Here is a 22,692-nt window from a genome sequence, read left to right as displayed (position 1 = left end):
TGCTCGCAAAATTTAATTAACCTTGCTTGCTCTGTACTTCCTCAAGCCGAACGACACGTGTATGCTCGGTATGGCTCCATGTTTTGTTGTTCTGCGTGAAGAAGGCATAGACGGTAATCGGATACCAAGACAGCAGATAGATCGGGAACAGGACGAGGTACAGGTATACCTTCTTGAACTTCACCTTCTCCAGGATCATTGCGATCATGAAGGTGAACACGTTCGCCGCAATCGCCGTAAAGCTCAGCCAGATCGGCAAATGCCCGTACAGGTTCGCGATATTCGGACCGTCAAAGAACGAATTATCGACCCAAATGATGGCGGTCAGCACGAACGTCAGCAGGACGATATACACGTTGACCCCATACAGCGCCAAGTCGAGCTTCACGAGGCTGCGCTCCTTAATGGCACGCCACAGCAGCGGGAAGAAATAACGACGGGCAACCGTAAAGTGACCCTGCATCCAGCGCAGACGCTGCCTGGCCGAAGCCTTGAATGTCAGCGGCTTTTCGTCGAACACTTTGGCGTCATAGTTGAACTTCGGATATACGCCGCGCATCACGCTGCGCATCGTAAACTCCAGGTCCTCCACCAAGCTCGTAGCTCCCCAGCCCATCTCCTTCAGGAGATTGGTCTCGAAGCACATGCCGGTGCCGCCAAGGAAATTAGCCATATTCAAATTGTGGCGGGACAGCTGCCACAGACGGTTGATATACCAGTAGGATACGCCGTAAGCGGCCGTGATCCAGGAATCCTCAGGGTTCTTGGTGTCGATATATCCCTGGATGACCTTCGCTCCCGAGCAAAGGTCGTTATTCATTTCAATCAGGAAATTCGGATCCGCCAGATTGTCGGCGTCAAACATGACGACCGCATCGTACTGACGAGGCATCGCCCAGAGCTCTTTGAGCATCCACTCGATGGCATACCCTTTCCCGCGAAGATTTTGATTCGTGCGCACGCACGCATTCATCCCATGCGAACGGACGATGTCGGCTGTGCGGTCTGTACAGTTGTCGCAGATGACGAATACATCGTACAGTTCCTTCGGATAATTGAGCTGCTTCAGGTTCTCCATAAGAGCCCCGACAACCTGCTCTTCGTTGTGTGCAGCCACAAGGACTGCAAAGGATTTATTCGGTGCAAAGTGCTTTTTCTTCTTTCTCTTGATCAGACCAAACAAAGAGAATACGAACTGGTACACACCCACCGCGGCCAAAAATAATTGGAGCGCGATAAAGATGGCGTCTGTCATGATTCTCCGTTACCCCCTTTTTTATAACCCGAGAATGTGTTGTGTTTTTTTCTCTCTACATGTTTTTTCTTGCTCTTATGACCCTGTTGACTTTTGTCTTGTGTCTTTTCTAGATCTTAGCCTCGGTGCCGCGGGGCTGCTTTTCGCACGTCATACACGATTTTCCACACTTTCGTATCTTTTGTCAAAAGCGTGGAATGCTCTAATTTACCGAAAAACTTCGTAAAAGAGCTCAGCTTGCGGTCCAGCGTGGCAGCAAACTTCGTTTCAAACGGCTTTAGTTCTTATTTTCATCTGTTTTCTTGCTTTTTATTTCTTTTGGCCGCCTAATTTTTTTACCGCAAACTTGTCCGCCAATGAATAAACGTAACAGACAACCAAAAAGTTTTGATTCATCACGCTCTTTTCTTTAAATAAACTTTTTGCTGTCCGTTTGAATCATTGTAGCGGCTCCTTTTACCGAAGTCAAAAGTCCGCAGACCCTTCTTTTCTACAAAATCCGCATCGCCGTCAAGTGGCTTAAGTAGCAAGCAGGATGCGGCAGCGCATGGCAGCATTGATTTCTTGATCCGGGACCATAGTCCCTCCTCATAGCAGCCGGAAATAGTTGCATTCTCTTCCTAAAGCCGATATGTTAAAGTTAAAGAATAACGCTGCAGAACGGGTGAAAAGTAGTGGCTAAAAAAAGAGTCTTGCTGTTATCTGAAGGGTTCGGTGCCGGTCATACGCAGGCCGCCCACGCACTCTCCAGCAGCCTGCGCCAATTGTCCCCTAGCGTACAAACGAAGGTACTAGAGCTCGGAAGCTTCCTGAACCCCAAGATCGCTCCGTTGATCATTTCGGCTTACAGGAAGACGATCACGACACGCCCGAGACTCGTAGGGTACATGTACCGCCATCAGAAGTCCTTTAACCGGTTTACTGCTTTAGCGCTGCACCGGATTTTCTATACAAGCACCAAGAACGTGGTAAGGGCGCTTCGGCCCGACATCATCGTGTGCACGCACTTCATTCCAAGCGCGGTGATATCCCGTTTGAAGCGGCTGGGCACCGATGTGCCTCTGTGTACCGTTATTACCGATTACGATGCCCATGATACGTGGATCAGTCCGGAAGTCGACCGCTACTTCGTCTCGACGCCGGAAGTGAAGAGAAAGCTGCTGAACCGCGGCGTCTCCCAGGCGAAAATCCAGGTGACCGGCATTCCGATCCACCCCGACTTCTGGACGCATCCAAGCAAGGATGAAATCCGCGAGCGCTTCAATCTGTCCGATATGCCGACCGTTCTCGTTATGGGCGGCGGCTGGGGCATTATGAACGACGAGGTCGTTAACGAATATTTGACCCGGTGGAGCAGGCAAGTCCAGATTATCTTCTGCCTTGGAAACAATGACAAGGCCCGGGAGGAGATGGAAGCCAACCCGCGCTTCCAGCACCCGAATATCCGGCTGCTGGGCTTTACCCGCGAAATTGACAAGCTGATGGAAGTGTCCGATCTGCTCGTCACGAAGCCTGGCGGAATGACCTGTACGGAAGGGCTGGCCAAAGGCATTCCGATGCTGTTTCATCAGCCGCTTCCCGGACAGGAGGAAGAGAATTGCCAATATTTTACGGCTCAAGGCCTTGGGGAGCCGATTACCTCGCTTGAGGTCATCGGCAAATGGATGAACATGCTGCTTCACCAATACGACCGCATCCAGGAACAGCGGGAGCGAAATTTGAAGGACATCGAGCGGTTTCATCCCATGCAAAGCGCGAAAAGCATCATCGACATGCTTGAAAATGAAAAGGTGTACTCCTAGAAATTGGAGTACACCTTTTTTTGACAAACCGCGTTTCCATCCCATGCCGCACGAAGCTGCATAATCGACCATTTTCCCGAGGATCCGGATGTGAATCGGTGCAAGTTCGATCTTTTTCTACTATTATAATTAGTCGTGTAACCGTTATCATAGGAAGTGCACGGAGCTGGCATTGCGCCTTCCACTATTTTCCGTATTTCTCCAGCCGGTTCGGTCGATAGCTTTCAAGCGCTGCTTCCCCCATAAGGACCTCGCAGCGATGAATCTTCATCCCCTGCCCGACAAACTTCGTCTCGTATTCGGTCATCACATGCTCTTCGTTCAGCCCGTCGCGGTGTAAATCCAAGGAAATATTAGTCATCTGCAAACCGTAATCCGCGAAAGCATTCAACGAAAATTCGAACAGCGTGACCGAGTCCGTCTTAAAGTGAATCTGGCCTCTGTCGTTCAAAATCACCTTATATTTATCCAGGAACCGCGGATGCGTCAAACGGCGGCGTGCATGTCTCGATTTAGGCCACGGATCGCTGAAATTCAAATAAATCCGTTCGATCTCTCCCGGAGCGAAAGCCTGCTCGACGTTCTCGATATTTAACAGCGCCAGCTTCAAGTTCGGCGGGGTATCCACTCCCTCCGAAGCCCATACGCCCCGGCCCTTCTCGCTTGCACGACGGATCAGCTCGTCGTACATATCGACGCCGATAAAATTGACATCCCGGTGCTTATAGCTCATCTGACTGATGAACTGGCCTTTGCCCATGCCAAATTCGACATGGATCGGAAGTTCGTTGCCGAACAGCTCGGCCCACTTTCCTCTATATTGACCGGGGTCCAAAACGACCAGGTCTTCCTGCTGCTCCAGATTTTCCCGAATACCTTTTCTCCCGCGTAAACGCATCACATACCTCCACAAGCTTGTCCAATGAATTGGGACGTCATATCCCGATACTGCATTATTGTGACGAAGTTACAGCCAAAAGTAAAGAGCCAATAGAAAAAGGAACCCTATCTTTCCCTCTCGGAAAAGAAACAGGTTCCTCTTTCTTATATTGGAATTGGGGTTCCGCGGTAGTTAAACTGTGAAATATTTACCTTTCCTGTGCTTGAAAATCAAATGTCTTCTCAAAGGCGGCCCGAATTTTACGTTGTGCCGAAGCCTTCACATCATGGTCGGCGTTAAATTCCACGCCGGTCAGAGCCAAAGCTTCATTCGGGGTAAGTTCCACAGCGATTTTATCTCTGTCAGACTTCACTGTCGATGAATTCATTCGCAATCACCTCACGGTATTATTGTATCCATGACGTCTTACAAATATGAATCCTCTCCGTATATATACCCGTACCAAAACAGCCTGAAACAGATATTTATTTTTCTAATTTAAATATACCAACTAAGGGAGGCCCATTCAAGTAACAATGAAGAATTAGGCTGTAAGACCCCCATATGACGATAAAGGCTGTTTTTTGCTACAATAGACGTAAACCGCAAATCAAAGAAAAAGCAGCCGAAAAAGCCGTATCCTTTTGGAGAAATCCCGGGGCCTGGCCTTAGCTGCTTACAACGTATTCAGCCCATCGATGTGCTGTAAAGGAGAAGCGATGAGTACAACAGTGATTCAGACCCCAAGATTATGGGGGGATAAACGATTTCATACATGGAATTACGAGATGCGCAGCCAATTCCAGGACAAAGTGTTCAAGGTCATGCTGGATGCCGGCTTTACTTGTCCCAACCGCGACGGAACGATTGCCAAGGGCGGCTGCACCTTCTGCAGCGCACGCGGATCCGGCGATTTTGCCGGGAGCCGTCGGGATGACCTGGTCACCCAGTTCAATACGATCCGGGACAGACAGCATCTGAAATGGCCGAACGCGAAGTACATCGGGTACTTTCAGGCCTACACCAACACCTATGCTCCGGTCGAAGTGCTTCGCGAATATTATGAAGTGATCCTTAAGCAGCCCGGCGTGGTTGGATTGTCGATCGCAACGCGCCCGGACTGCCTGCCTGACGATGTCATCGAATATTTGGCCGAGCTGAACGAACGAACTTATCTATGGGTGGAGATGGGGCTGCAGACCATTCACGACTCAACTTCCGAGCTGATCAACCGCGCCCATGACACCGAATGCTACCTCAGGGCCGTTGAGAAGCTGCGTAAGCATAACATCCGTGTGTGCACCCATATCATCTACGGTCTTCCGCAGGAGGACCATGAAATGATGCTTGCTACCGGCAAGGCGGTCTCAAAGATGGATGTCCAGGGCATCAAAATCCATCTGCTGCACCTGATGCGCAAAACCCCGATGGTGAAGCAGTATGAAGCTGGATTGCTGCGATTCCTTGAACGTGACGAGTACGTGAATTTGATCGTCGACACGCTGGAATTCCTGCCGCCTGAGATGATCATCCACCGCCTGACCGGGGACGCGCCGCGGGAGCTGCTCATCGGGCCGATGTGGAGCCTCGACAAATGGCCGGTTCTCAACGGCATCGATGCCGAGCTGAAACGCCGGGATACATGGCAGGGCAAGCTGTGGAGGGATGCGTAATGGGTTTCCTTTCCGTGTTGAGCTTTGCGCATAAGCTCGTGTCGGAGCGGCTTCGGGCGGGGGAGGCTGCGCTGGATGCCACAGCCGGTACGGGCGCCGACACCCTGTTTCTGGCACGCTGCGTCGGCTCGAAAGGCAAAGTATACGCCTTCGATATTCAAGAGGAAGCACTGGAGCTGACGCGCAGCAGGCTTGCCAAGGAGCCTCAAGCATCCATTGGAGAGGTATCACTGCGCCTTGAAAGCCATGCCCGCATGAATAGCTGCGTTCCCGAGCAGCTTCATGGCCGGATCGGAGCCGTCATGTTTAATCTAGGCTATCTCCCGGCAGACACGGCAGATAAGCAGATTATGACTGTGCCTGAAAGCACCATTGCCGCTCTTGAGTCTTCCTTGCAGCTGCTGCGGCCCGGCGGCATCATCACCATCGTGCTGTATCCCGGCCACCGGGGCGGCGACACGGAGGCCGCCGCTGTTGAGGACTGGGCCGCAAGCCTGCCATGGAGCACGGCTCAGACGATCGTGTACCGGGGACTGCAGCGGCCGGATGCGCCATATCTTATTGCGCTGGAACGAAAAAAGCCGTTATGATAAGAGTTCAATGAGGCACAACCATTTTATCAACCATCAATACCATCATGATGAAAGGCAGTTGATTAACAATGACGAAACCTTATCCACTATTGTTTCAACCCGAATTTAAAGAGCGTGTATGGGGCGGCCGCGCGCTGGAGCAGTTCGGCCTGGAGCTTCCCGAAGGGCATATCGGCGAAGGCTGGATGATCGCGGACCATCCGAACGGCACGACTACGATCGTAAACGGTGAGCTGGCTGGCCGCGGCCTCGACCAGATCCGCGAACAGCTCGGACGCGAATGGTTCGGCGCGAAAGGCTTTTCCGAAGTGAACGGACGTTTCCCGCTCTTGATCAAGCTCCTTGACTGCAACGACAATCTGTCCGTACAGGTACATCCGACCGATGATTACGAAGGTCTTCCGAAGGGAGAACTCGGCAAGACGGAAATGTGGTATGTGCTTGATGCAAAGCCGGACGCCAAGATCATTTACGGTCTGAAGGAAGGCGTTACCCGCGACGTTCTGAAGGAAGCGATGGAAAACGGCACCGTCATGGAGCAGCTTCAAGAGGTGCCCGTGAAAGCCGGCGATACGTTCTACATACCGGCAGGCACCGTTCATGCCCTGTGCGCAGGGGTTGTGGTCGCGGAGATCCAACAAAATTCGGATACCACCTATCGGATTTACGACTACAACCGTCCAGGGCTCGACGGCAAGCCGCGCGAGCTTCACATTGAGGATTCCCTCAATGTCACAGCCTATGAAGGCTCAGGGGCCACGAAGATGAGCACGGAAGGCGCTGTTCCGGGGGAATGGCTCCAGCTCGCGCAATCGCCATACTTCATCGTGGAGAAAGGCGTCGTTAACGGAGCATGGGAGCTCTCGACATCCGAGGACAGCTTTACCATTATCGTCGTCTGTGACGGAAAGGGAACCCTGCGTTGGGACGGAGGCTCGATCGACTATACGTCCGGCCAATGCTTCCTGCTCCCTGCTAACCTGGGAACTTACACCCTGGACGGGGAATCCACGGTTCTTCGTTCCTATCTTCCTTAAGCTTAAGCAGCACGGCTCCACTCATCAGAGACATACGAGGCAATGCAGGGTAAATATTGTCTGTATGGAGGTGCAAGTCCTAGATGCAAAGCGAAACGTTTACCATGTTGAATGCTGAAGCCATGCCGATCCATGTATATAAATGGCTTCCGGACAGCGAGACCCGGATTCGGGCAGTCGTCCAGATCGCCCACGGCATGTGCGAAACCGGCAAACGCTACGAGGAGCTCGCTGCCTTGCTTACTGACCACGGATATGCGGTATACGCGAACGACCATCGCGGGCATGGGCTGACGGCCGGGAACCTCGAGCGTCTCGGCGACGCCGGAGAGAATGGATTCGAAGGCATGATTGAGGATCAGCTGCTGCTCGCTTCCGAGCATCGGAAGGAATACCCGGGCCTGCCTCTGTTCTTAATGGGGCACAGCATGGGCTCCTTCCTCACCCAGAAAATCATGTGCATTCACGGCGATCGTTTCGACGGCTTCATCCTCTCCGGCACGAACGGGCCCCAGAAGATGCTCCCGTTCGGGATTCAGCTTGCATCGGCGCAGATGCGCCTTCAGGGCAGTACACACCGCAGCCTGATGCTGAATGCCATCGTGTTCGGGCCCTACAACAAGGGCTTCGGCGTTATCCGCACCCCGTTTGACTGGCTGTCCCGGGACGAGGCCGAGGTCGATAAATACATTGACGACCCCTATTGCGGGCAAGTATGCAGCGCCCGTTTCTTCCGGGATTTCTTCCGGCTGCTGCTGCAGCTCCACAAGCCACAGCTGATGAAAGGGCTACGCAAGGATAAGCCGGTTTATATCTTCTCCGGCGAGGAGGACCCGGTCGGCCAGCGCGGCAAGGGCGTCCGGCAGCTTATCGAACTGTATCGGGAATACGGCATTGCGGACCTGGAATACCGGCTGTATCCCGGCGGCCGACATGAAATGCTGCATGAGATCAACCGGGATGAAGTCGCCGCGCATCTGCTGGACTGGTTGGAGCGGCATACGCCTGCAGACACCCTTGGGGATGCTGCAAGTATCGAAGACGCCAATGTGAGGGACGCGAGTGATGCGAGTGCTGAAGACGCGAATGCATCAGACACGAGTGCCGAAGACACGCGTACCGAAAACGCGAGCCCCGAAAACGCGCTTGCGAAAGACGCGAGTGCCGAAGACAAGAGTTCAGCAGACGCGACCCCCAAAGACGCTTGATTGAACAGGTAAGGGAAGCAGTGGCTGTCATGGGTAGTTGAAAACGAATGTAAAAAAGGGATGCCTATTGGTCCATGGACCAGGGGCATCCCTTTTGCTATAACGCGAAGTGCAACTTGAGCGTCTATCCAACCACCCCGCTCATGTTTCTCCGACTATATTTACTCGTCATCCGGTGTTCGGTCAATGACGAACTGGGTGACTTCCGTATAATCGCCCCGTTGGATCTCCTCGTCGGTGGCCTCCTCGCGCAAATCATTATTCGTTTCCATGCCTGGGGCGATGGTCGGCTCCTCTTGGGTGCTTTGATCAGGACGGTGCTCTTGCTTTTCGTTCATCCCGAGTCCCCCTCCTTTTTCATCGTATTATGCCACTAGCGTACCGATTATCGGATCGAATTATACTGTAGCAGCATCAACTCTCTAGAAAGGGGCAAACCGTTAACCTACTCGAGGAGTAGCAGATACCTATTAATGAGAATTTACTGTAACTGATCATTACCTAATTCCCTGAGGAGATACAGTTACCTGAAACCCCTTGATTTTAACACTTGAGGTTTCTGCAGGTTACCTTGGAACCTACACAAGCCCCGAAAGGAGACTTGTTCACGCTCCGGCGCCGCTTTTCTCCACACACGTCCCGAATAGGGACTTGTTCACGCTCCAGGCGCCTTATTCTCTTTTCCCGGAGCTCCTTTAACCAAGGAGCTCCCCGCCTGCAGCCGCCCCCGCCAGCGGCATCGTGAAATACCGCGGCTGGCCGCGATCATCCTGCTGGTATAGCACGAGCAGCAGCGTGGCTGCACGCCCTTGCTCCCGGTCGAGCGGGATACCGGTCCCGCCGCCGCGGATAACATCCTGTAGGTCGAAGGGCAGCAGCTCGATCATTGCATGCTTCTGCAGCTCTCTCTCCGTAATGCCAAGCTCGGCGAAGCCGTCAGACAGCTCGGTTGGCTGCTCCAGGATCCGCCGTACGTTGGCCGACCACTCCGCTTTATTTTGCGTGTGCTCCCACCATATTTTACGCGGCTTATACTTATGGCCCAGGAAATAATCGAATTTCATCAGCCCGGTAATGATGTCCATGTTCGGCGTTTGGCGATCTTCCAAAAAAGCCGTCAAGCGGGTGAACAGGTCCTCGAGCTGATGGCCGATTTTTTGCCAGCCCTGGCCCTCCCAATAATCTCCAAACTCCTGGAAGAAATCGAATGGAGAAGCAAATTCGTGCCGGATTAAGTAGTTGACCGTGTGGTCCATCCGGTGCGCGTTCCAATACTTCTCCAGCACATCCTCCAGCCGCTTTAATCGTACGATATCCGAGAAGGGCAGCACATCGCTGCTCAAAATTTCGTATGGCGCATGATCCATGTACGTATAGTTATATTTCTCGGCATCAATGCGGAGCCCCGTTCCTCGAAGCATCTTCAAAAAGCCCAGCTGCAGCTCCTCTGGCCCCAAGGCGAACACATCATTAAAGGTTTTACGGAAGGTATCATAGTCCTCCAGCGGCAGGCCTGCAATCAGATCCAGATGCTGGTCAATCTTGCCGCTTTCCTTGATCATCGTTACCGTCCGGGACAGCTTCGCAAAGTTCTGCCGCCGCTTCACCAGCTCGTTCGTCGGATCGTTCGTGGATTGAACGCCGATCTCGAAGCGGAATATGCCCGGCGACGCATTCTTCGACAAGTAGTCGAGCACCTCCGGCCTCATAATATCGGCCGTAATCTCGAACTGGAACACGCAGCCGCCGTGGTTCTTGATAAGGAACTCGAACATTTCCAGCGCATAATCCCGTTTAATGTTAAAGGTCCGGTCGACGAACTTGATGAGCTTCGCGCCATTCTCGATCAGATACAAAATGTCGGCCTTCGTCCGCTCAATATCATAATAACGCACGCCGACCTCGATGCTCGAAAGACAGAACTGACAGCTGAAAGGACAGCCCCGGCTCGTCTCAAAATACACCACCCGTTTGCCGAGATGCGGAATGTCCTCCGGAAAGCGGTGCGGCGAGGGCAGCTCGGCCAGTATGCTTTTCGGCCTGCCGGGATTGATGATGACCTCATCCTGCTTGCGATAAGCGATGCCGTACACAAAATGGAATTTGCGGTCCCCTTCGATCGTCTGAAGCAAATGGTGGAACGTCTCCTCCCCTTCGCCCATGACGATAAAATCGACGTTAACGAGCCGCTTCATCCAATAATCCGTATCGTAGGAAACTTCCGGTCCGCCGAGAACGATCGTAACCTCGGGCATAATCTTCTTGACGATATCAATCACTTTAATGGTCTCTTCGATGTTCCAAATATAACAGGAAAATCCGATCACATCCGGTTGGCGCTGAAACAGGTCGGAGACGATGTTCATAACCGGGTCCTTAATGGTGTATTCCGCCAGTTCGATATCAAAATCCTTCTCGCTGTAAGCCTTCAAGCAGCGTATGGCAAGAGATGTGTGTATATATTTTGCGTTCAAGGTAGATAAAATGACTTTCATGATTCACGATCCTTCTCTTCAAATTCCGTACAGGCAGCGAGCGATCCGCAGGTCTAACGCCTCTTCATCGCAGGGATTGCGACTGCCTCTCACTCATAATCATACAAGTCATCACTTTCCGCCGTAACCCCCGGGCCATTTTGAAAAAACTCCAGAAACGGCCGACCGTACTTGCGGAATTTCACTTCCCCTACACCTTTGACCTGCAGCATTTCGTCCTCGGTCTGCGGGCAGACCACGCTCATTTCGCGCAGCGTTGCATCATTGAAAATGATGTAGGAAGGTACATGCTCCTTGCTCGCCAACTCCCGCCGGATGAGGCGAAGCTGCTCGAACACCGTCTCGTTGACCGCCGATGGCGATGAATCGCGGCGGCTGGCGCTGCGCGTGCTGCCGGCGGTGCGTGCAGGTCTCGGCACGCGCTGCATGACCTCGCGCTGGCCCTTGAGCACTTCAGCAGCCCCGCTCTGCAGCTTCACGACCGGATATTGTCCCTCTGTCAGCGCCAAATAGCCCTCCGAGATGAGCACATTGATCGTCTCGGATATTTCCTTCTCGGTTCGATTCGACATGACGCCATAGGTGGGCAGGCGGTCAAAGCCGTATTCCAGAACCTTTTTGGCACGTGAGCCCTTTAAAACCGCTGCCACCATAGACACGCCAAACCGCTCGCGCATCCGATGAATGCAGGAGAAGATCTTCTGCGCATCCACGGTAATATCGATCAGCTCCCGATCGTCCGTGCAGGAGCTGCATGTGCCGCACGGCTTATCGTCGTGCTCCTCCCCAAAATAATCCAGCATGGCACTGCGCAGGCAGCGCGTTGTATAGCAGTAATCGATCATTTGCTGTAACTTGCGGTATTCATTATGCTTGCGCTCCGAATCCTGCGGGTTCTGTTCGATCAGAAACTTCTGGGTCATGATGTCCTGCGCGCTGAACAGCAGGATGCACTGGCTCGGCTCGCCGTCCCTTCCCGCACGGCCCGCCTCCTGCACGTAGGACTCCATATTTTTCGGCATATTGTAATGGATAACGTAACGCACATTCGATTTGTCGATCCCCATGCCGAACGCATTCGTGGCGACGATCACCCGAATATCGTCATACAGGAACGCTTCCTGGCTCTCGGCCCGCTCGGCATCGCTCATCCCGGCATGGTACCGGCCTGCGAGCAATCCATGGGCCTGCAGCCGTTGACACAGATCATCGACCTCTTTGCGGGTGGCCGCGTAGATGATGCCCGGCTGGTGGGTGTGCGAAGCCGCGTAATTCAGTACGAACTCCCGCTTATTCTCCCCGCGCAGCACCGACATTTCAAGATTGTCGCGGCCAAGCCCTGTAACGAATACCTGCGGGTCATCTAGGCGGAGAAGACGCTGCATATCCTCCATGACCTCCGGTGTGGCCGTTGCCGTGAATGCCGCAACAATCGGCCTTCCGGGCAGCTCCGCGACAAATGGCGCAACTGAAAGATAGCTTGTCCGGAAGTCATGCCCCCACTGAGACACACAGTGCGCCTCGTCTACGGCGACGATGGAGATATCCAGGCTGGCCATTTCCTCCCGGAACCAGTCCAGCTCAAGCCGTTCCGGCGCGACGTACAGCAGCTTCAAATCCCCCCGCTTGGCCGCGCGAATGCGCTCGTTCACTTCTTTGCCGCTCAGCGTACTGTTGATGTAAGCGGCGTTGATGCCCGCCGTCGTCAATGCATCCACCTGGTCCTTCATCAAGGATATCAGAGGCGAGATGACAAGCGTCAGCCCCGGATGCATCAGGGCAGGAATTTGGTAGCAGATGGATTTTCCGCCGCCGGTCGGCATAATGCCGAGCGTATCCCTTCCGTGCAGCAGGCTGTCCACGATCTTCTTCTGCCCTTCCCGAAAATCCGGATAACCATAATACCGCTGTAGGTACTCCCGAGCGGCGTCCATATTCATGGATTCTCTATCATTCGTTTCCACATTCATGGATAAAAACTCCTTATATCACTACTTTGCAACTAATTTATTCGTCCTGTCGCCCGATCGAGCTGGATCGATTGCCATCTTTGGCATGCCCCGGACCACGAACCGTTCCCACAGGGAAGAGATCGCACCGTGTAAGCTGAAGCCGCATGATCGCGTCCTTCTTACCGGGCAGGGGTTCGAGCGACGCCGACCGTTAACAAACATACCATCCTTTAAGTTTAACGGTGTTTCAATGAATGGGCAACCGGATCAGGCAGGAAAAAGCATGGGGGTTAAAGAAGATAGTAGATCATCAGAAAACTAGGCATCGGTCTGTCATAACGGGTATCGCAAATCTTATCATCAAAAGTTGGTGATTCTACAAAATGAACGAAGAGCATGGCGAAATCATTGCCCAAGCCATCCAATATATGAAGGAGCATCTGGACGAGCCTTTAACTACCCGGCAGCTGGCGGATCAGGCGGGGTACAGTCCGTTTCATTTTTCAAGAATATTCAAAAAAGCCACGGGCATATCGGTAAGGCAATATCTATCCGCCCTCCGGGTTGAATCCGGCAAATCGGAGTTGCTGAAAGCCCCCTCCCTGCTGGTCAAGATCGGGATGCATGTCGGACTTACAAGCCCGGGCACCTTCAATTCGCGTTTCAAGCAATTTGTCGGTCTCTCTCCGAGCAAATTCCGTTCCGTCTCCGAGTCCCTTCATCAATATGTCAATCAATATAGACATAAGCCGCTCAGCTTCAAAGACGAGAAATCGGGGAGACTGCCGCGGGTTCATTGCCGGATCGAGGCCCCTTCCGCTTTTCACGGCATCATCTACGTGGGGCTCTTCCCAAGACCTGTACCTGATCAGAAACCCGCCGCCGGCACCGCCGTTAACCTGAAGCGGAGAACCTGCGTCATTACCGGGATTCCTCCAGGCACATATTACGTACTGGCAGCCGGCATTCCGTGGAGCCTGAATCCGAAGGACTACTATTTGCTGAACCATTCGCTGCGAGGCAAGCTGGACACGCCTGTTCATATCAATGAAACGACGGATATTAGCGTGGCCATCACGCTTAGGGAGCCCCAGCCGTATGATCCGCCCATCGTCGTGAATTTGCCGCTGCTGCTGTTCGAAAAGGACCGGAGCAACTCAGCAAAGTAGAAGAATTCCCGTCCGATTTTCCCCGTTATAATGGGACAAGAGGAATGTATTAAGCTAAATCCGTTGTCAGGGTTACCGGTTGAATGGAGGAGAAGTGGATATGATCATCACGCAGGAAGCACAGATCCAGGCTGACATAACGCTCGTATGGCGCGCGTGGACGGAATCTGCACGCATTACGGAATGGTTTGCGCCGGCAGCCGATATTGAAGCCCGGGAGGGAGGAAAATTCGAGCTTTACTTCAACCCCGGGGATAAAAGCAGCATGAGCACAACCGGATGCACTATCCTGAAGTATCAGGAGCCGCACACGTTAGCTTTTGAATGGAAAGGGCCCGATCCGTTTGCGGACATCATGAACCGCAGCGATGAGCTTACTTGGGTTGAAGTCATTCTCGCCCCAGAGACGGAAGGGACCCGGGTAACGCTTAAGCATCGTGGCTGGAAGGACTCTGCCCACTGGCAAGCAGCGAGGTCATGGCATGTTAAAGCGTGGGAGGATATGCTCGCAAGCCTGAAATCCCGCATGGAATCGGGACAGGGCCTTCTCTGCTGCCAATAGCTTCAGGAGCGAATAATTGGGGGATAATTTTGGGGAAATCAAGATAGCTTTGGCAGCAAACCAAAGGTTCATCTTGCAAGCGTATCTTCAAAACATCCCCTACCATAGAAGGATACTTTGCGACCGCAAGGTATCCTTCTTTTCGCGTTATGGAAATTCCGCTCCACAAGGGGCCCAAATTTAATCCCCTCATCCAATCCTTTTGTTACTCCCCGCCTTAATTCGGGTAAGAACATCATGATATCTGGCGACATCCCGAAGCATCGACTAGGAATCGTCATGATGGGAAAGAATAACACGAACCTGATATATCAATCACAAGGGGAAATTCATATGGATATTACACCGGAACAGCGTGTCACCTTACATGGCTTCAACAACCTGACCAAATCTCTCAGCTTCAATATGTACGATGTATGCTATACGAAAACGAGGGAGGAGCGGGAGGCTTATCTCGAATACATTGACGAGCAGTATAATGCCGACCGGCTGACGAAAATTCTAAGCCATGTCGCCGATATCATCGGCGCGCATGTGCTGAACATCGCCAAGCAGGATTACGTTCCGCAGGGGGCCAGCGTAACGGTCCTGGTATCCGAAGGCCCGGTCGTCGAGGTCCCCGAGGAATCATATGATGAATCACCGGGTCCGCTGCCGGACAACGTGATGCTTCAGCTCGACAAGAGCCATATTACCGTGCATACGTACCCCGAATTCCATCCGGATGAAGGCATCAGCACCTTCCGCGCCGATATCGACGTGTCCACCTGCGGCGAAATATCGCCGCTGAAAGCGCTGAATTATTTGATCCACTCCTTCGATACGGATATCATGACCATCGACTACAAAATCCGCGGCTTCACTCGCGATATTCACGGCCATAAGCTGTTTATCGACCATGAGATCAGCTCGATCCAGAACTATATCCCGGACGAGGTCAAAGAGATGTTCGATATGATCGACGTCAACGTGTACCAGGAGAATCTGTTCCACACCAAATGCAAGCTGAAGCAATTCGACCTGGATAACTACTTGTTCGGATACACGAAAGACAAGCTGTCCCCTCAAGAGCAGAAGGAAATTACCGAGCGATTGACGCTCGAAATGAACGAAATTTACTACGGCAAAAATATGGATTGAGCCCTTCTCTTCACCTAAAAAAGCCTCCGGCAGATGAACAACATATCTGCCGGAGGCTATTTGTGCTGCATTGCCAAGGCAATTGCCCCGGCGAGACATGCTGATCTGGCCGCAAACCTTGTCCGTTAGAATTGTACTGAAAATCCATCAAAGCGGTGGATGCCTGTCCCGAAGCGGACCAGATCCTTCTCCTTAAGCTCCCTGGCGGCCTCCCGGACAACCTCCAGCAGCTCCGGAGGAAGCCCGAGCCGGTTATGCCCCCCGTAAATTTGCGTTACGCCTTCGATAGCCGCAATCCGTTCCAATGAGCGGACGAGATCCTCCGGACTCGTCGTCGGATAGAACGCGTATACGGGAGTTTCGTCATACAGCAAATCCCCGGTGAACAGATAGCCTCTGCTCGTATCGAGAACAGCGATATGTCCGGGAGAATGGCCCGGGGTATGATAGATCACCAGCCTTCGATTCCCCAATTCAATCTCGTCCCCGTCCCGCAGCAGACCTGTAGGGCGTCCTTGGTACGGTGTATACGTAACGGGATTGAATGAAGCCGGCACCGGTCTCGTAATGTCACGCGAAATATCCTTCCGGATCTGTTCGATCGACAGCTTCTTGATTCCGCTGACAAGCCAGTCCTCCTCGGCCTCATGCACGTAGATTTCATCGTACTGGCCGTGGCTTCCGATGTGGTCGGCGTGAACGTGAGTCGTCAGCACCATAATGGGAAGGTCGGTTAGCTGATCGGTCATCCGCCTGATATTATCGATGCCGAGCCCCGTATCGATAAGCGCTGCCCGTTCACTGCCGAGCAGCAAATAGGAGTGGACCTTTTCCCAATGGCCGAATTCACTGATTGCATAGGTCGCCTCGTCCAGCTCGGATACCGTAAACCAGGCATCATCGATGACGATGTTATGCCGCTTGTTTTCCATATGTATTCTATCCTCCATCCTGCTGTCGTTCTTGACTGTCCGTCCCTTCGTCTCCATCGGGAAACGCGATCAAGGACATCCGGTAGCTTTTCTCATCTTCGGATCGCGAAGCCTCGCTTGCTTCCGTATTCCGCATGGTGAAATGCTTGTCCATCAGCTGCTTGAATTCTTCAATAAACGCGTGGAAGCTCTCCTCCGTTGCATAGAAGCTGTAAGTGGAGGCAATGTTCTTTCGCTTGCTCTCATGGGTGGGATCCAAGGCAAAGGATGCTGCTGGCGCATGCTCGACTTGGGATCGCGTAGTATCGAGCGTCTCAAGAAATACCTGCCTTGAGGTTTCGACCAAATCCAGGCTGGGCAGCAGATGCTCCTCGGGAATAAACCGGCTTGCAGCAGCCCGGTAATATTTCTGAACGATGCCGTTCTTCTCCTCTTTCCGGACAACCCGGATAACGCCGTGCTTCTCCAGCTCCCTGAGATGAAAATAGATATTATTGCGGGTAATCCCAAGCATTTCTGCCAGCTGCTGGCCGGTATATTCATTTTTCACAAGATTCATCAGCATTTTCGTCCGCAAGGGATCGGCAATCGCTTTAAGCTGCTCATGCGTTGAAATTTTGTAGACTGCAGTAAAATCCATTTATCCACCTCCGTATTTTTTACCGGTAAAATTAATTTTACTGTTATGGATGATCATATCCGGTTTCCTCCCATTGGTCAATACTTCCAGTCTCTTTCATTTTGGGTTATCTTCACTCTTACAAGTCATGTTCATCCTCTCGAACCCTCCAATCTCCTGGAATTGCCGCCGAACGGGAACCTTTAGATGGGGCTGCCGGCCGAACGGGACGTTCTTCAAAACCGCTGTCGTCCGCCTTGATCTATCGCTCGCAAATTTTCGAATACAGAATGAAGTATGGTATATTAACCACGAATGGAAGGATGTTCAATGAATCGTAAAAAGGATGTGCACGATGTTTGACCCGACGGTATTTGAAAATTTAAAAGTAGGCATTGAGAACGTAATATACGACTTGGACAATCTGGATGAGCTCGTCCTCATTACCGGTCGGGAGGATCTGCTGGACATGGCCGTCATGTCGAGAAGCTTCAGCCTGACGTTTGAATTGAGGGGTCTGAAGGAGGCAGCTGCGGAAATTCGGCTTGATGCCGGACTTCAGGAGCTTGCGGCCGAGATATTGGAAACACCGGGGAAGCAGCCGGGCTGCGAGCTGAAAGTCCGCTTTTATAAAAACGTGAAGAGGATTGAAGATGAATGCGCGGCAATTTCCCGGATCGTTGCCGCCATATGGGAACCCGAGATTCCCCCGGTGCAGACCGTAACCTACATCGTTGGAGAAGAAGCAGATGGATATCGCAGCATGACCGAGGTACGGTTCTCGCGCACCATTAACGAGGAGCAGATGGAGGACATCCCGAATTTGGCGGATCATATGCTCCAGACGCTGGAACAGTTGAATCGGATCTAAGTGCTGTTAGATTGAGATGGGGGCGAGGGTTCTTCTTCCTTGTCTCCCAAGCAAAAAAATCCTGACGGATGGTATCCGCCAGGATTTATCTTTATGCGACCAGCAGCCGGATCCAAATCTCCGACGGATCCTGAACGAACCAAGCGCCCTCCCGTTGTACAGGAGTAAAGCCTGCCTCGCGGATTCTCCCGGTTACTGCTTGAAGCTCCTCGTCGCTTGGAAGCAAGATGGTGAAGCTTTCGATACCGGCTGCACGGCGCGGCGTATTCGGAATGCCGATACCGGCCCATGTGTTTAACCCGATATGATGATGATATCCGCCTGCGGAGATAAACAGGGCGGCTCCGCCGTAATGGGCGGTCAGCTCAAACCCAAGCGTATCGCAGTAGAACGCACGGGCCTGGTGAAGATCCGATACATGGAAATGCACATGTCCGATGACGGTGTTCTCGGGAAGTCCGTTCCATTCCTTATCCGCGGACAGAGCAAGCAATCCATCGATATCAACCGGATCGGTTGTCATGATGTATTCCCCTTGAGCATCCCGCTTCCAGGTTTCGCGAGGCCGGTCGGCGTAGATCTCGATGCCGTTGCCATCCGGATCATTAATGTAGAGCGCTTCGCTGACCAGATGGTCCCCTTGACCGACTGAAATATGATGGGCGAGCAAATTCCGCAGCGCAAGCCCCAGACTAACCCGGTCCGGTACCAGAATGGCGAAATGGTACAACCCGGCTGTACGTGTCTTGGACTCCTCGAACCCCTCAATCTCCTCAAGCGTTAACAGGGTTTCTCTGCCGTCTGCCGTAAGCTCGGCAACTCTGCCGTGCTGTCGCAGCATTCTTAAACCTACCACTTCCGTATAAAAACGAACCGATTGCGCCAAATCGCTAATGCGCAGCGAGACGGCGCCCAGCTTCGTCGCTGGATGCAAAACAGCCAACATTCCCTCACTCCTGACTCTTCCTTTATTTTAGAAACGAAAACGTGCTCCGTGTTAAAACAAGCTCTTACCAAAACTTTCAAACGAAAGCTGCGGGCAGAATGGAACCTCATCGGTTACAGCGTGCCCTTTTTGCGAAATAATAACGAAGACCGATGTTTATGAAAAACGATGTTTATATAATTATTATAGTTACTAAATTTTATAAAGTCAACTCATCCGTTTCCCCGAACGCCTACCCCTTATTGCCACAGCTTGCAGTCAAGCTTCGGATCGATGATACCGTATGTATGCTCCCCGTGCATGAAAGAGCATGATTCACCCAAAATGAACGCATTTATAAAACTCTCTCCATGACAAAAAGGAGCCTCCTTGGCAACAACGCTAAGAGAAGGCTCCTTTTCGGGAATCCGGGCGCTTAGAACATCGGGAAAACATATTTAATCAGGAAATACAAAAATCCGAAAAAGATAATCAGATATGCCACATACTTGATTAACGTAGATGCCACCCTGCTGGAGTCATTCCTCTCCTCCACGTTACGGGTTTCGATTTCTACATCGCGATCAACGCGCCTGCTCATCATCTCCACCTCCATCCGTTCTACGCATGCGTAAGATGCTGGAATGCTCTCGAAGCTTACTACTCATTACACGCGCGTGCACGGCTTGAACCAGGCGGCAAGGCCACCCTTATGCGTCTATAGAATACCGATCAAAAGAGGCAGCAAGATGAAGGACGCCAGAGTTGTCCATAGGATGCAGCGCGATACGAGCTTTGGCGCAGCATCATATTCCTCCGCCAGAATGACGGCATTAACCGCTGCCGGCATGGCCGACAGGATGAGGATGACGGCGAACAGCGTTCCCTTGATCGACAATGCGGCCAGCAGTCCCCACGCCACAAGCGGGGCGACGAGCATCCGCATGCTCATGCCGGACCAGAATCCGATCTTCGATACCGAACGGGCTGCATCGCTGTCACGAACGCCAACCATCTGTGCCCCCAGGATCACCAGCGCCAGCGGGGCATAAGCGGCTGACAGCATCGATATTCCCGTATCCAGTCCTTGAGGAAGCTCGAATCCGGTCACGCGAATGAGCACAGCCAGCATAGCGGCATATACCGAAGGAAGCGTAAAGACGGATTTTACGGCTTTGGCTGCCGAGAAATGGGATCTCGCCGCCAAATAAACGCCTAGCGTATTCATAATGATAATCTGTACGATCACATAGACGGAGGCTTTATCAAGACCTGCCTGTCCGAAAGCGAGTAGAACGAGCGGCAGACCGTAATTCACGCTGTTGGTAAAGATCGTGGTCAGTGCAAGACCGGACCGTTCCGTCTGGGACAGACCGAGCATTTTTCCGGCTAACGAACTGAGAAGCCACAGCACAACAACATTCAAAAGACAGAAAATGATCGTGACGTTCACTTCGCCAGAGGTTATGGAAGCATTCGCCAAGGTTTCGAAGATGAGTGCCGGACTCATGACATAGAGAGACAGGGCCGAGAGCGCCTTCGTCTCAAGTCCCTTGAACCGTTTCAGCAGCGCACCGCCGATCACGGGCAAAGAGATTGGCAGGAACACGCCGACCATCGTAGTTAAGAAAGAAGAAATCACAAAGCTCACCCTTATCCAAAAACTGTCGCTGTTCCCTCCATCCTACTCCATCCTGAAGCTCACGTCCAAGACGCAATGACTATAGCTCTAATAGGCGAGCGTTATACATTTTACCCGGGGGCATCCCAATTGCCGCTTGAAATTACTACAATTCCTAGTATAATACTTGGTAAAACACAAAGCGTACATTAAGGGGGACGTTCACATGCATTATCATAATATGCAGCACGCCTCATTATCCCTCGATGACTATCTCGATCTTCTGAATCTGGCAATTCGTTTGGGTGATGAGCATTGGCAAACCGAAATTATTAGTACGCTGAAGCAGATGCAGGAACCGCGGGAGATGTGCTCAGACAAAGAGGAATATTCCGAGCAAGAGCTGTGGCAATGCATCGATCAAATCAACAACCGGATGCACCAGCTGTACGCCGAATTGAAGGCAACCCAAGATGAGAGCATGCAGCGTAAATTGCTCGACCAGATGTGGGAGCTGAAAATCGCGCGAATCGAGGTATTTCGGAAACTAAAATCGATTTATCAATAACTGTAACGTTACCTAAAAACGGCGGTGTCCTAATTCAGGACGCCGCCGTCGTTTGCTCGAGAGGAATGCATTATCTGGCTGTATTCTGCAGCGAGAGGTTGTAGCATACGAACTCGCTGTCCTCCACGTATCCGGCCGATTCATAGAGCTTGCGCGCAGCGAGGTTCCCGGGATGGGTTGACAATGTAAGCCCGGCGGCCCCTGACCGCACAGCGTGCTCCTTGGCTTGATTAAGCAGCATCCGTCCGATCCCATGCCCCCGGAATTCCTTCGCGACATAAAGATCGTTCAAGATCCATAACCGGGACATCGAAAGGGAAGAGAAGGACGGATACAGCTGCACAAAGCCTGCAGCTTCCCACGCGGCGTCTGCGGGCTCCTGAAATGCAGCCGCAACGAAGATGACGGAGTCCCGCAGCGCTAGCCGCTCCCCGATAAACCGGGCCGCTCCGGCCGCATCATCCGGCTTACCGTAAAACATGCGATATTGATTAAACAAAGCTGCGACAGCGTTCAAATCACAGCCGTCAGCCTGATGGATCCGAAGCTTCGATCCCATGAAACTTTCATTCCTTTCTTTCGCATGACGTGATAATCCCTAGTTTAGCGAAAGCTTCAGTCTTATGGGTATGGAGAGATCCGGCGAAGATTTGCATTTCGGAACAATCCTTGCCCTCTGCGCATCTCCTGCCTCCTTTTGCTGTTCCCTAACGTTCTCTCCCACGCTAGTCATTGCGGGCAGTAACGCTCTCGATATTCATCCTCCAGCATGCTCATCCAGATTGAATCATGGTAGCGGTGATTGTAATACAGCGCATCCCGCTGCACGCCTTCTCTCTTAAAGCCCACCTTCTCATAGGCTTTGATCGCCCGCCCGTTGTAATCGAACACCTGGAGCTCAATCCGGTGAAGATTCAGAATGCCGAAGCCATATTCCAGCAGCAGCTTGATCGATTCCGGTCCGTATCCCTTACCGAGATGCTGCTCCGAATCAATCGCAATCCGCAAGTTGGCATTCCGGTTAACTTGATCGATGTCCTGCAGCGCAATATCGCCGATTACCGCATCGTCATCCCGAAGCGCAATCAGAAGCAGCACGGCTGCATTGTCCCCTGATTTGGCCTCGATATACCGGCGGACCTCCTCAAGCGTGAATGCCCGCCGGGTCCCTGTCAGCCGCCTGATCTCCGGGTTGAACAGCATTTGAAAATATCCTTCGGCATCCTCAGCCGATACGGGTCTTAGATACACCCGTTCTCCCTCCAGCAAACGTACCGGCCGAGGGTTCCATAACGTGGATGGTATGCTCATATTAAATGTGCCCTCCTGTTTTGTTTCCAGCTTAAATCCCTTATACTATATCAATGAATTGACCATAGCTGAATATACA

22 protein-coding genes and 1 pseudogene are annotated in these 22,692 nt (G+C 52.3%); 10 read left to right on the top strand and 13 right to left on the bottom strand.

All coding sequences use genetic code 11. The features are described 5' to 3' along the window. Positions 1-16: 16 nt before the first annotated feature. The gene (locus NST44_RS11410) at positions 17-1,255 is read right to left on the bottom strand and encodes a glycosyltransferase family 2 protein (RefSeq protein ID WP_007127237.1); all 1,239 of its coding nucleotides are present in this window, start codon (positions 1,253-1,255) and stop codon (positions 17-19) included. A gap of 674 nt (positions 1,256-1,929) precedes the next feature. On the opposite strand from NST44_RS11410, the gene NST44_RS11405 reads away from it, so the two are divergent. Further along, positions 1,930-3,057, top strand: coding sequence for an MGDG synthase family glycosyltransferase (locus NST44_RS11405; RefSeq protein ID WP_210094431.1), 1,128 nt, complete (start codon positions 1,930-1,932; stop codon positions 3,055-3,057). 184 nt (positions 3,058-3,241) lie between these two features. Here the strand turns inward: NST44_RS11405 and trmB are convergent, their stop codons facing one another. Beyond that, the gene (trmB, locus tag NST44_RS11400) at positions 3,242-3,955 is read right to left on the bottom strand and encodes a tRNA (guanosine(46)-N7)-methyltransferase TrmB (protein WP_144867421.1); all 714 of its coding nucleotides are present in this window, start codon (positions 3,953-3,955) and stop codon (positions 3,242-3,244) included. 190 nt (positions 3,956-4,145) lie between these two features. Beyond that, entirely contained in the window at positions 4,146-4,325 is a 180-nt protein-coding gene (locus tag NST44_RS11395) for a hypothetical protein (RefSeq protein WP_007127234.1), read from the bottom strand. A gap of 331 nt (positions 4,326-4,656) precedes the next feature. On the opposite strand from NST44_RS11395, the gene NST44_RS11390 reads away from it, so the two are divergent. From NST44_RS11390 to NST44_RS11375, 4 genes and pseudogenes are all read left to right on the top strand, one after another. Continuing rightward, positions 4,657-5,610 carry a TIGR01212 family radical SAM protein gene (locus NST44_RS11390; protein WP_144867422.1) on the top strand — a complete coding sequence of 318 codons (954 nt, stop codon included), beginning with the start codon at positions 4,657-4,659 and terminating at the stop codon, positions 5,608-5,610. Then, complete coding sequence (locus NST44_RS11385; protein ID WP_210094433.1) at positions 5,610-6,200, top strand: class I SAM-dependent methyltransferase; 591 nt, start codon at positions 5,610-5,612, stop codon at positions 6,198-6,200. Before NST44_RS11390 ends, NST44_RS11385 begins: the two co-directional genes overlap by 1 nt. Positions 6,201-6,271: 71 nt before the next feature. Next, positions 6,272-7,240, top strand: a complete 969-nt coding sequence (locus NST44_RS11380; RefSeq protein ID WP_007127231.1) for a type I phosphomannose isomerase catalytic subunit — start codon at positions 6,272-6,274, stop codon at positions 7,238-7,240. 83 nt (positions 7,241-7,323) lie between these two features. Next, a pseudogene (locus NST44_RS11375) lies at positions 7,324-8,244 on the top strand (alpha/beta hydrolase); the annotation flags it as partial. On the opposite strand, the gene NST44_RS31045 reads toward NST44_RS11375, so the two are convergent. The 4 genes from NST44_RS31045 to recQ form a co-directional block, all read right to left on the bottom strand. Further along, positions 8,192-8,479 (bottom strand): pentapeptide repeat-containing protein, encoded by a 288-nt coding sequence (locus tag NST44_RS31045; protein ID WP_213613836.1) that lies wholly within the window; start codon positions 8,477-8,479, stop codon positions 8,192-8,194. The pseudogene NST44_RS11375 and the gene NST44_RS31045 sit on opposite strands and share 53 nt — an antisense overlap. A 130-nt stretch (positions 8,480-8,609) precedes the next feature. After that, entirely contained in the window at positions 8,610-8,786 is a 177-nt protein-coding gene (locus NST44_RS11370; protein WP_340899461.1) for a hypothetical protein, read from the bottom strand. A 357-nt stretch (positions 8,787-9,143) separates the two neighbouring features. Further along, a complete protein-coding gene (locus tag NST44_RS11365; RefSeq protein WP_340899459.1) occupies positions 9,144-10,943 on the bottom strand; it encodes a B12-binding domain-containing radical SAM protein in 1,800 nt (599 codons plus the stop codon). An 89-nt stretch (positions 10,944-11,032) separates the two neighbouring features. After that, positions 11,033-12,913 carry a DNA helicase RecQ gene (gene recQ, locus NST44_RS11360; RefSeq protein ID WP_210094437.1) on the bottom strand — a complete coding sequence of 627 codons (1,881 nt, stop codon included), beginning with the start codon at positions 12,911-12,913 and terminating at the stop codon, positions 11,033-11,035. 365 nt (positions 12,914-13,278) lie between these two features. Here recQ and NST44_RS11355 point away from each other — a divergent pair, with 365 nt between their 5' ends. From NST44_RS11355 to speD, 3 genes are all read left to right on the top strand, one after another. Further along, positions 13,279-14,064, top strand: coding sequence for an AraC family transcriptional regulator (locus tag NST44_RS11355; RefSeq protein WP_144867431.1), 786 nt, complete (start codon positions 13,279-13,281; stop codon positions 14,062-14,064). A 100-nt stretch (positions 14,065-14,164) separates the two neighbouring features. Next, the gene (locus NST44_RS11350) at positions 14,165-14,626 is read left to right on the top strand and encodes an SRPBCC family protein (RefSeq protein ID WP_213613741.1); all 462 of its coding nucleotides are present in this window, start codon (positions 14,165-14,167) and stop codon (positions 14,624-14,626) included. A gap of 333 nt (positions 14,627-14,959) precedes the next feature. Then, on the top strand, positions 14,960-15,766 hold the full coding sequence (gene speD / locus NST44_RS11345) for an adenosylmethionine decarboxylase (protein WP_028403751.1): 807 nt from the start codon (positions 14,960-14,962) through the stop codon (positions 15,764-15,766). 125 nt (positions 15,767-15,891) lie between these two features. On the opposite strand, the gene NST44_RS11340 is transcribed toward speD, so the two are convergent. Next, positions 15,892-16,698, bottom strand: coding sequence for an MBL fold metallo-hydrolase (locus tag NST44_RS11340; protein WP_007127223.1), 807 nt, complete (start codon positions 16,696-16,698; stop codon positions 15,892-15,894). 7 nt (positions 16,699-16,705) lie between these two features. Then, positions 16,706-17,338: a winged helix-turn-helix domain-containing protein gene (locus NST44_RS11335; protein ID WP_210094439.1), complete on the bottom strand. Its 633-nt coding sequence runs from the start codon at positions 17,336-17,338 to the stop codon at positions 16,706-16,708. Positions 17,339-17,672: 334 nt separating this feature from the next. Here NST44_RS11335 and NST44_RS11330 point away from each other — a divergent pair, with 334 nt between their 5' ends. After that, entirely contained in the window at positions 17,673-18,188 is a 516-nt protein-coding gene (locus NST44_RS11330) for a hypothetical protein (RefSeq protein WP_144867437.1), read from the top strand. A gap of 91 nt (positions 18,189-18,279) precedes the next feature. Here the strand turns inward: NST44_RS11330 and NST44_RS11325 are convergent, their stop codons facing one another. Together NST44_RS11325 and NST44_RS11320 are read right to left on the bottom strand one after the other, a co-directional pair. Next, a complete protein-coding gene (locus NST44_RS11325) occupies positions 18,280-19,134 on the bottom strand; it encodes a VOC family protein (protein WP_213613743.1) in 855 nt (284 codons plus the stop codon). 697 nt (positions 19,135-19,831) lie between these two features. Continuing rightward, positions 19,832-20,755, bottom strand: a complete 924-nt coding sequence (locus NST44_RS11320; RefSeq protein ID WP_040737917.1) for an AEC family transporter — start codon at positions 20,753-20,755, stop codon at positions 19,832-19,834. 205 nt (positions 20,756-20,960) lie between these two features. On the opposite strand from NST44_RS11320, the gene NST44_RS11315 reads away from it, so the two are divergent. Beyond that, the gene (locus NST44_RS11315; RefSeq protein WP_213613745.1) at positions 20,961-21,302 is read left to right on the top strand and encodes a hypothetical protein; all 342 of its coding nucleotides are present in this window, start codon (positions 20,961-20,963) and stop codon (positions 21,300-21,302) included. A gap of 70 nt (positions 21,303-21,372) precedes the next feature. Here the strand turns inward: NST44_RS11315 and NST44_RS11310 are convergent, their stop codons facing one another. Both NST44_RS11310 and NST44_RS11305 read right to left on the bottom strand, forming a co-directional pair. Next, positions 21,373-21,861, bottom strand: coding sequence for a GNAT family N-acetyltransferase (locus NST44_RS11310; RefSeq protein ID WP_213613747.1), 489 nt, complete (start codon positions 21,859-21,861; stop codon positions 21,373-21,375). A 170-nt stretch (positions 21,862-22,031) separates the two neighbouring features. Beyond that, on the bottom strand, positions 22,032-22,613 hold the full coding sequence (locus NST44_RS11305; RefSeq protein ID WP_213613749.1) for a GNAT family N-acetyltransferase: 582 nt from the start codon (positions 22,611-22,613) through the stop codon (positions 22,032-22,034). Positions 22,614-22,692: the final 79 nt, after the last annotated feature.

It is taken from the genome of Paenibacillus sp. FSL W8-0919, assembly GCF_038003785.1.
Classification (GTDB): domain Bacteria; phylum Bacillota; class Bacilli; order Paenibacillales; family Paenibacillaceae; genus Paenibacillus_AQ; species Paenibacillus_AQ lactis.
This window is presented reverse-complemented; position numbering and strand designations above follow the sequence as displayed.

Bases quoted from the DNA above. Each gene is read 5' to 3' on its own strand.
- NST44_RS11410 (WP_007127237.1), bottom strand. From the start codon at position 1,255: ATGACAGACGCCATCTTTATCGCGCTCCAATTATTTTTGGCCGCGGTG.
- trmB (WP_144867421.1), bottom strand. From the start codon at position 3,955: ATGCGTTTACGCGGGAGAAAAGGTATTCGGGAAAATCTGGAGCAGCAG.
- NST44_RS11395 (WP_007127234.1), bottom strand. From the start codon at position 4,325: ATGAATTCATCGACAGTGAAGTCTGACAGAGATAAAATCGCTGTGGAA.
- NST44_RS11390 (WP_144867422.1), top strand. From the start codon at position 4,657: ATGAGTACAACAGTGATTCAGACCCCAAGATTATGGGGGGATAAACGA.
- NST44_RS11385 (WP_210094433.1), top strand. From the start codon at position 5,610: ATGGGTTTCCTTTCCGTGTTGAGCTTTGCGCATAAGCTCGTGTCGGAG.
- NST44_RS11380 (WP_007127231.1), top strand. From the start codon at position 6,272: ATGACGAAACCTTATCCACTATTGTTTCAACCCGAATTTAAAGAGCGT.
- NST44_RS31045 (WP_213613836.1), bottom strand. From the start codon at position 8,479: ATGACAGCCACTGCTTCCCTTACCTGTTCAATCAAGCGTCTTTGGGGG.
- NST44_RS11370 (WP_340899461.1), bottom strand. From the start codon at position 8,786: ATGAACGAAAAGCAAGAGCACCGTCCTGATCAAAGCACCCAAGAGGAG.
- NST44_RS11365 (WP_340899459.1), bottom strand. From the start codon at position 10,943: ATGAAAGTCATTTTATCTACCTTGAACGCAAAATATATACACACATCT.
- recQ (WP_210094437.1), bottom strand. From the start codon at position 12,913: ATGAATGTGGAAACGAATGATAGAGAATCCATGAATATGGACGCCGCT.
- NST44_RS11355 (WP_144867431.1), top strand. From the start codon at position 13,279: ATGAACGAAGAGCATGGCGAAATCATTGCCCAAGCCATCCAATATATG.
- NST44_RS11350 (WP_213613741.1), top strand. From the start codon at position 14,165: ATGATCATCACGCAGGAAGCACAGATCCAGGCTGACATAACGCTCGTA.
- speD (WP_028403751.1), top strand. From the start codon at position 14,960: ATGGATATTACACCGGAACAGCGTGTCACCTTACATGGCTTCAACAAC.
- NST44_RS11340 (WP_007127223.1), bottom strand. From the start codon at position 16,698: ATGGAAAACAAGCGGCATAACATCGTCATCGATGATGCCTGGTTTACG.
- NST44_RS11335 (WP_210094439.1), bottom strand. From the start codon at position 17,338: ATGGATTTTACTGCAGTCTACAAAATTTCAACGCATGAGCAGCTTAAA.
- NST44_RS11330 (WP_144867437.1), top strand. From the start codon at position 17,673: ATGTTTGACCCGACGGTATTTGAAAATTTAAAAGTAGGCATTGAGAAC.
- NST44_RS11325 (WP_213613743.1), bottom strand. From the start codon at position 19,134: ATGTTGGCTGTTTTGCATCCAGCGACGAAGCTGGGCGCCGTCTCGCTG.
- NST44_RS11315 (WP_213613745.1), top strand. From the start codon at position 20,961: ATGCATTATCATAATATGCAGCACGCCTCATTATCCCTCGATGACTAT.
- NST44_RS11310 (WP_213613747.1), bottom strand. From the start codon at position 21,861: ATGGGATCGAAGCTTCGGATCCATCAGGCTGACGGCTGTGATTTGAAC.
- NST44_RS11305 (WP_213613749.1), bottom strand. From the start codon at position 22,613: ATGAGCATACCATCCACGTTATGGAACCCTCGGCCGGTACGTTTGCTG.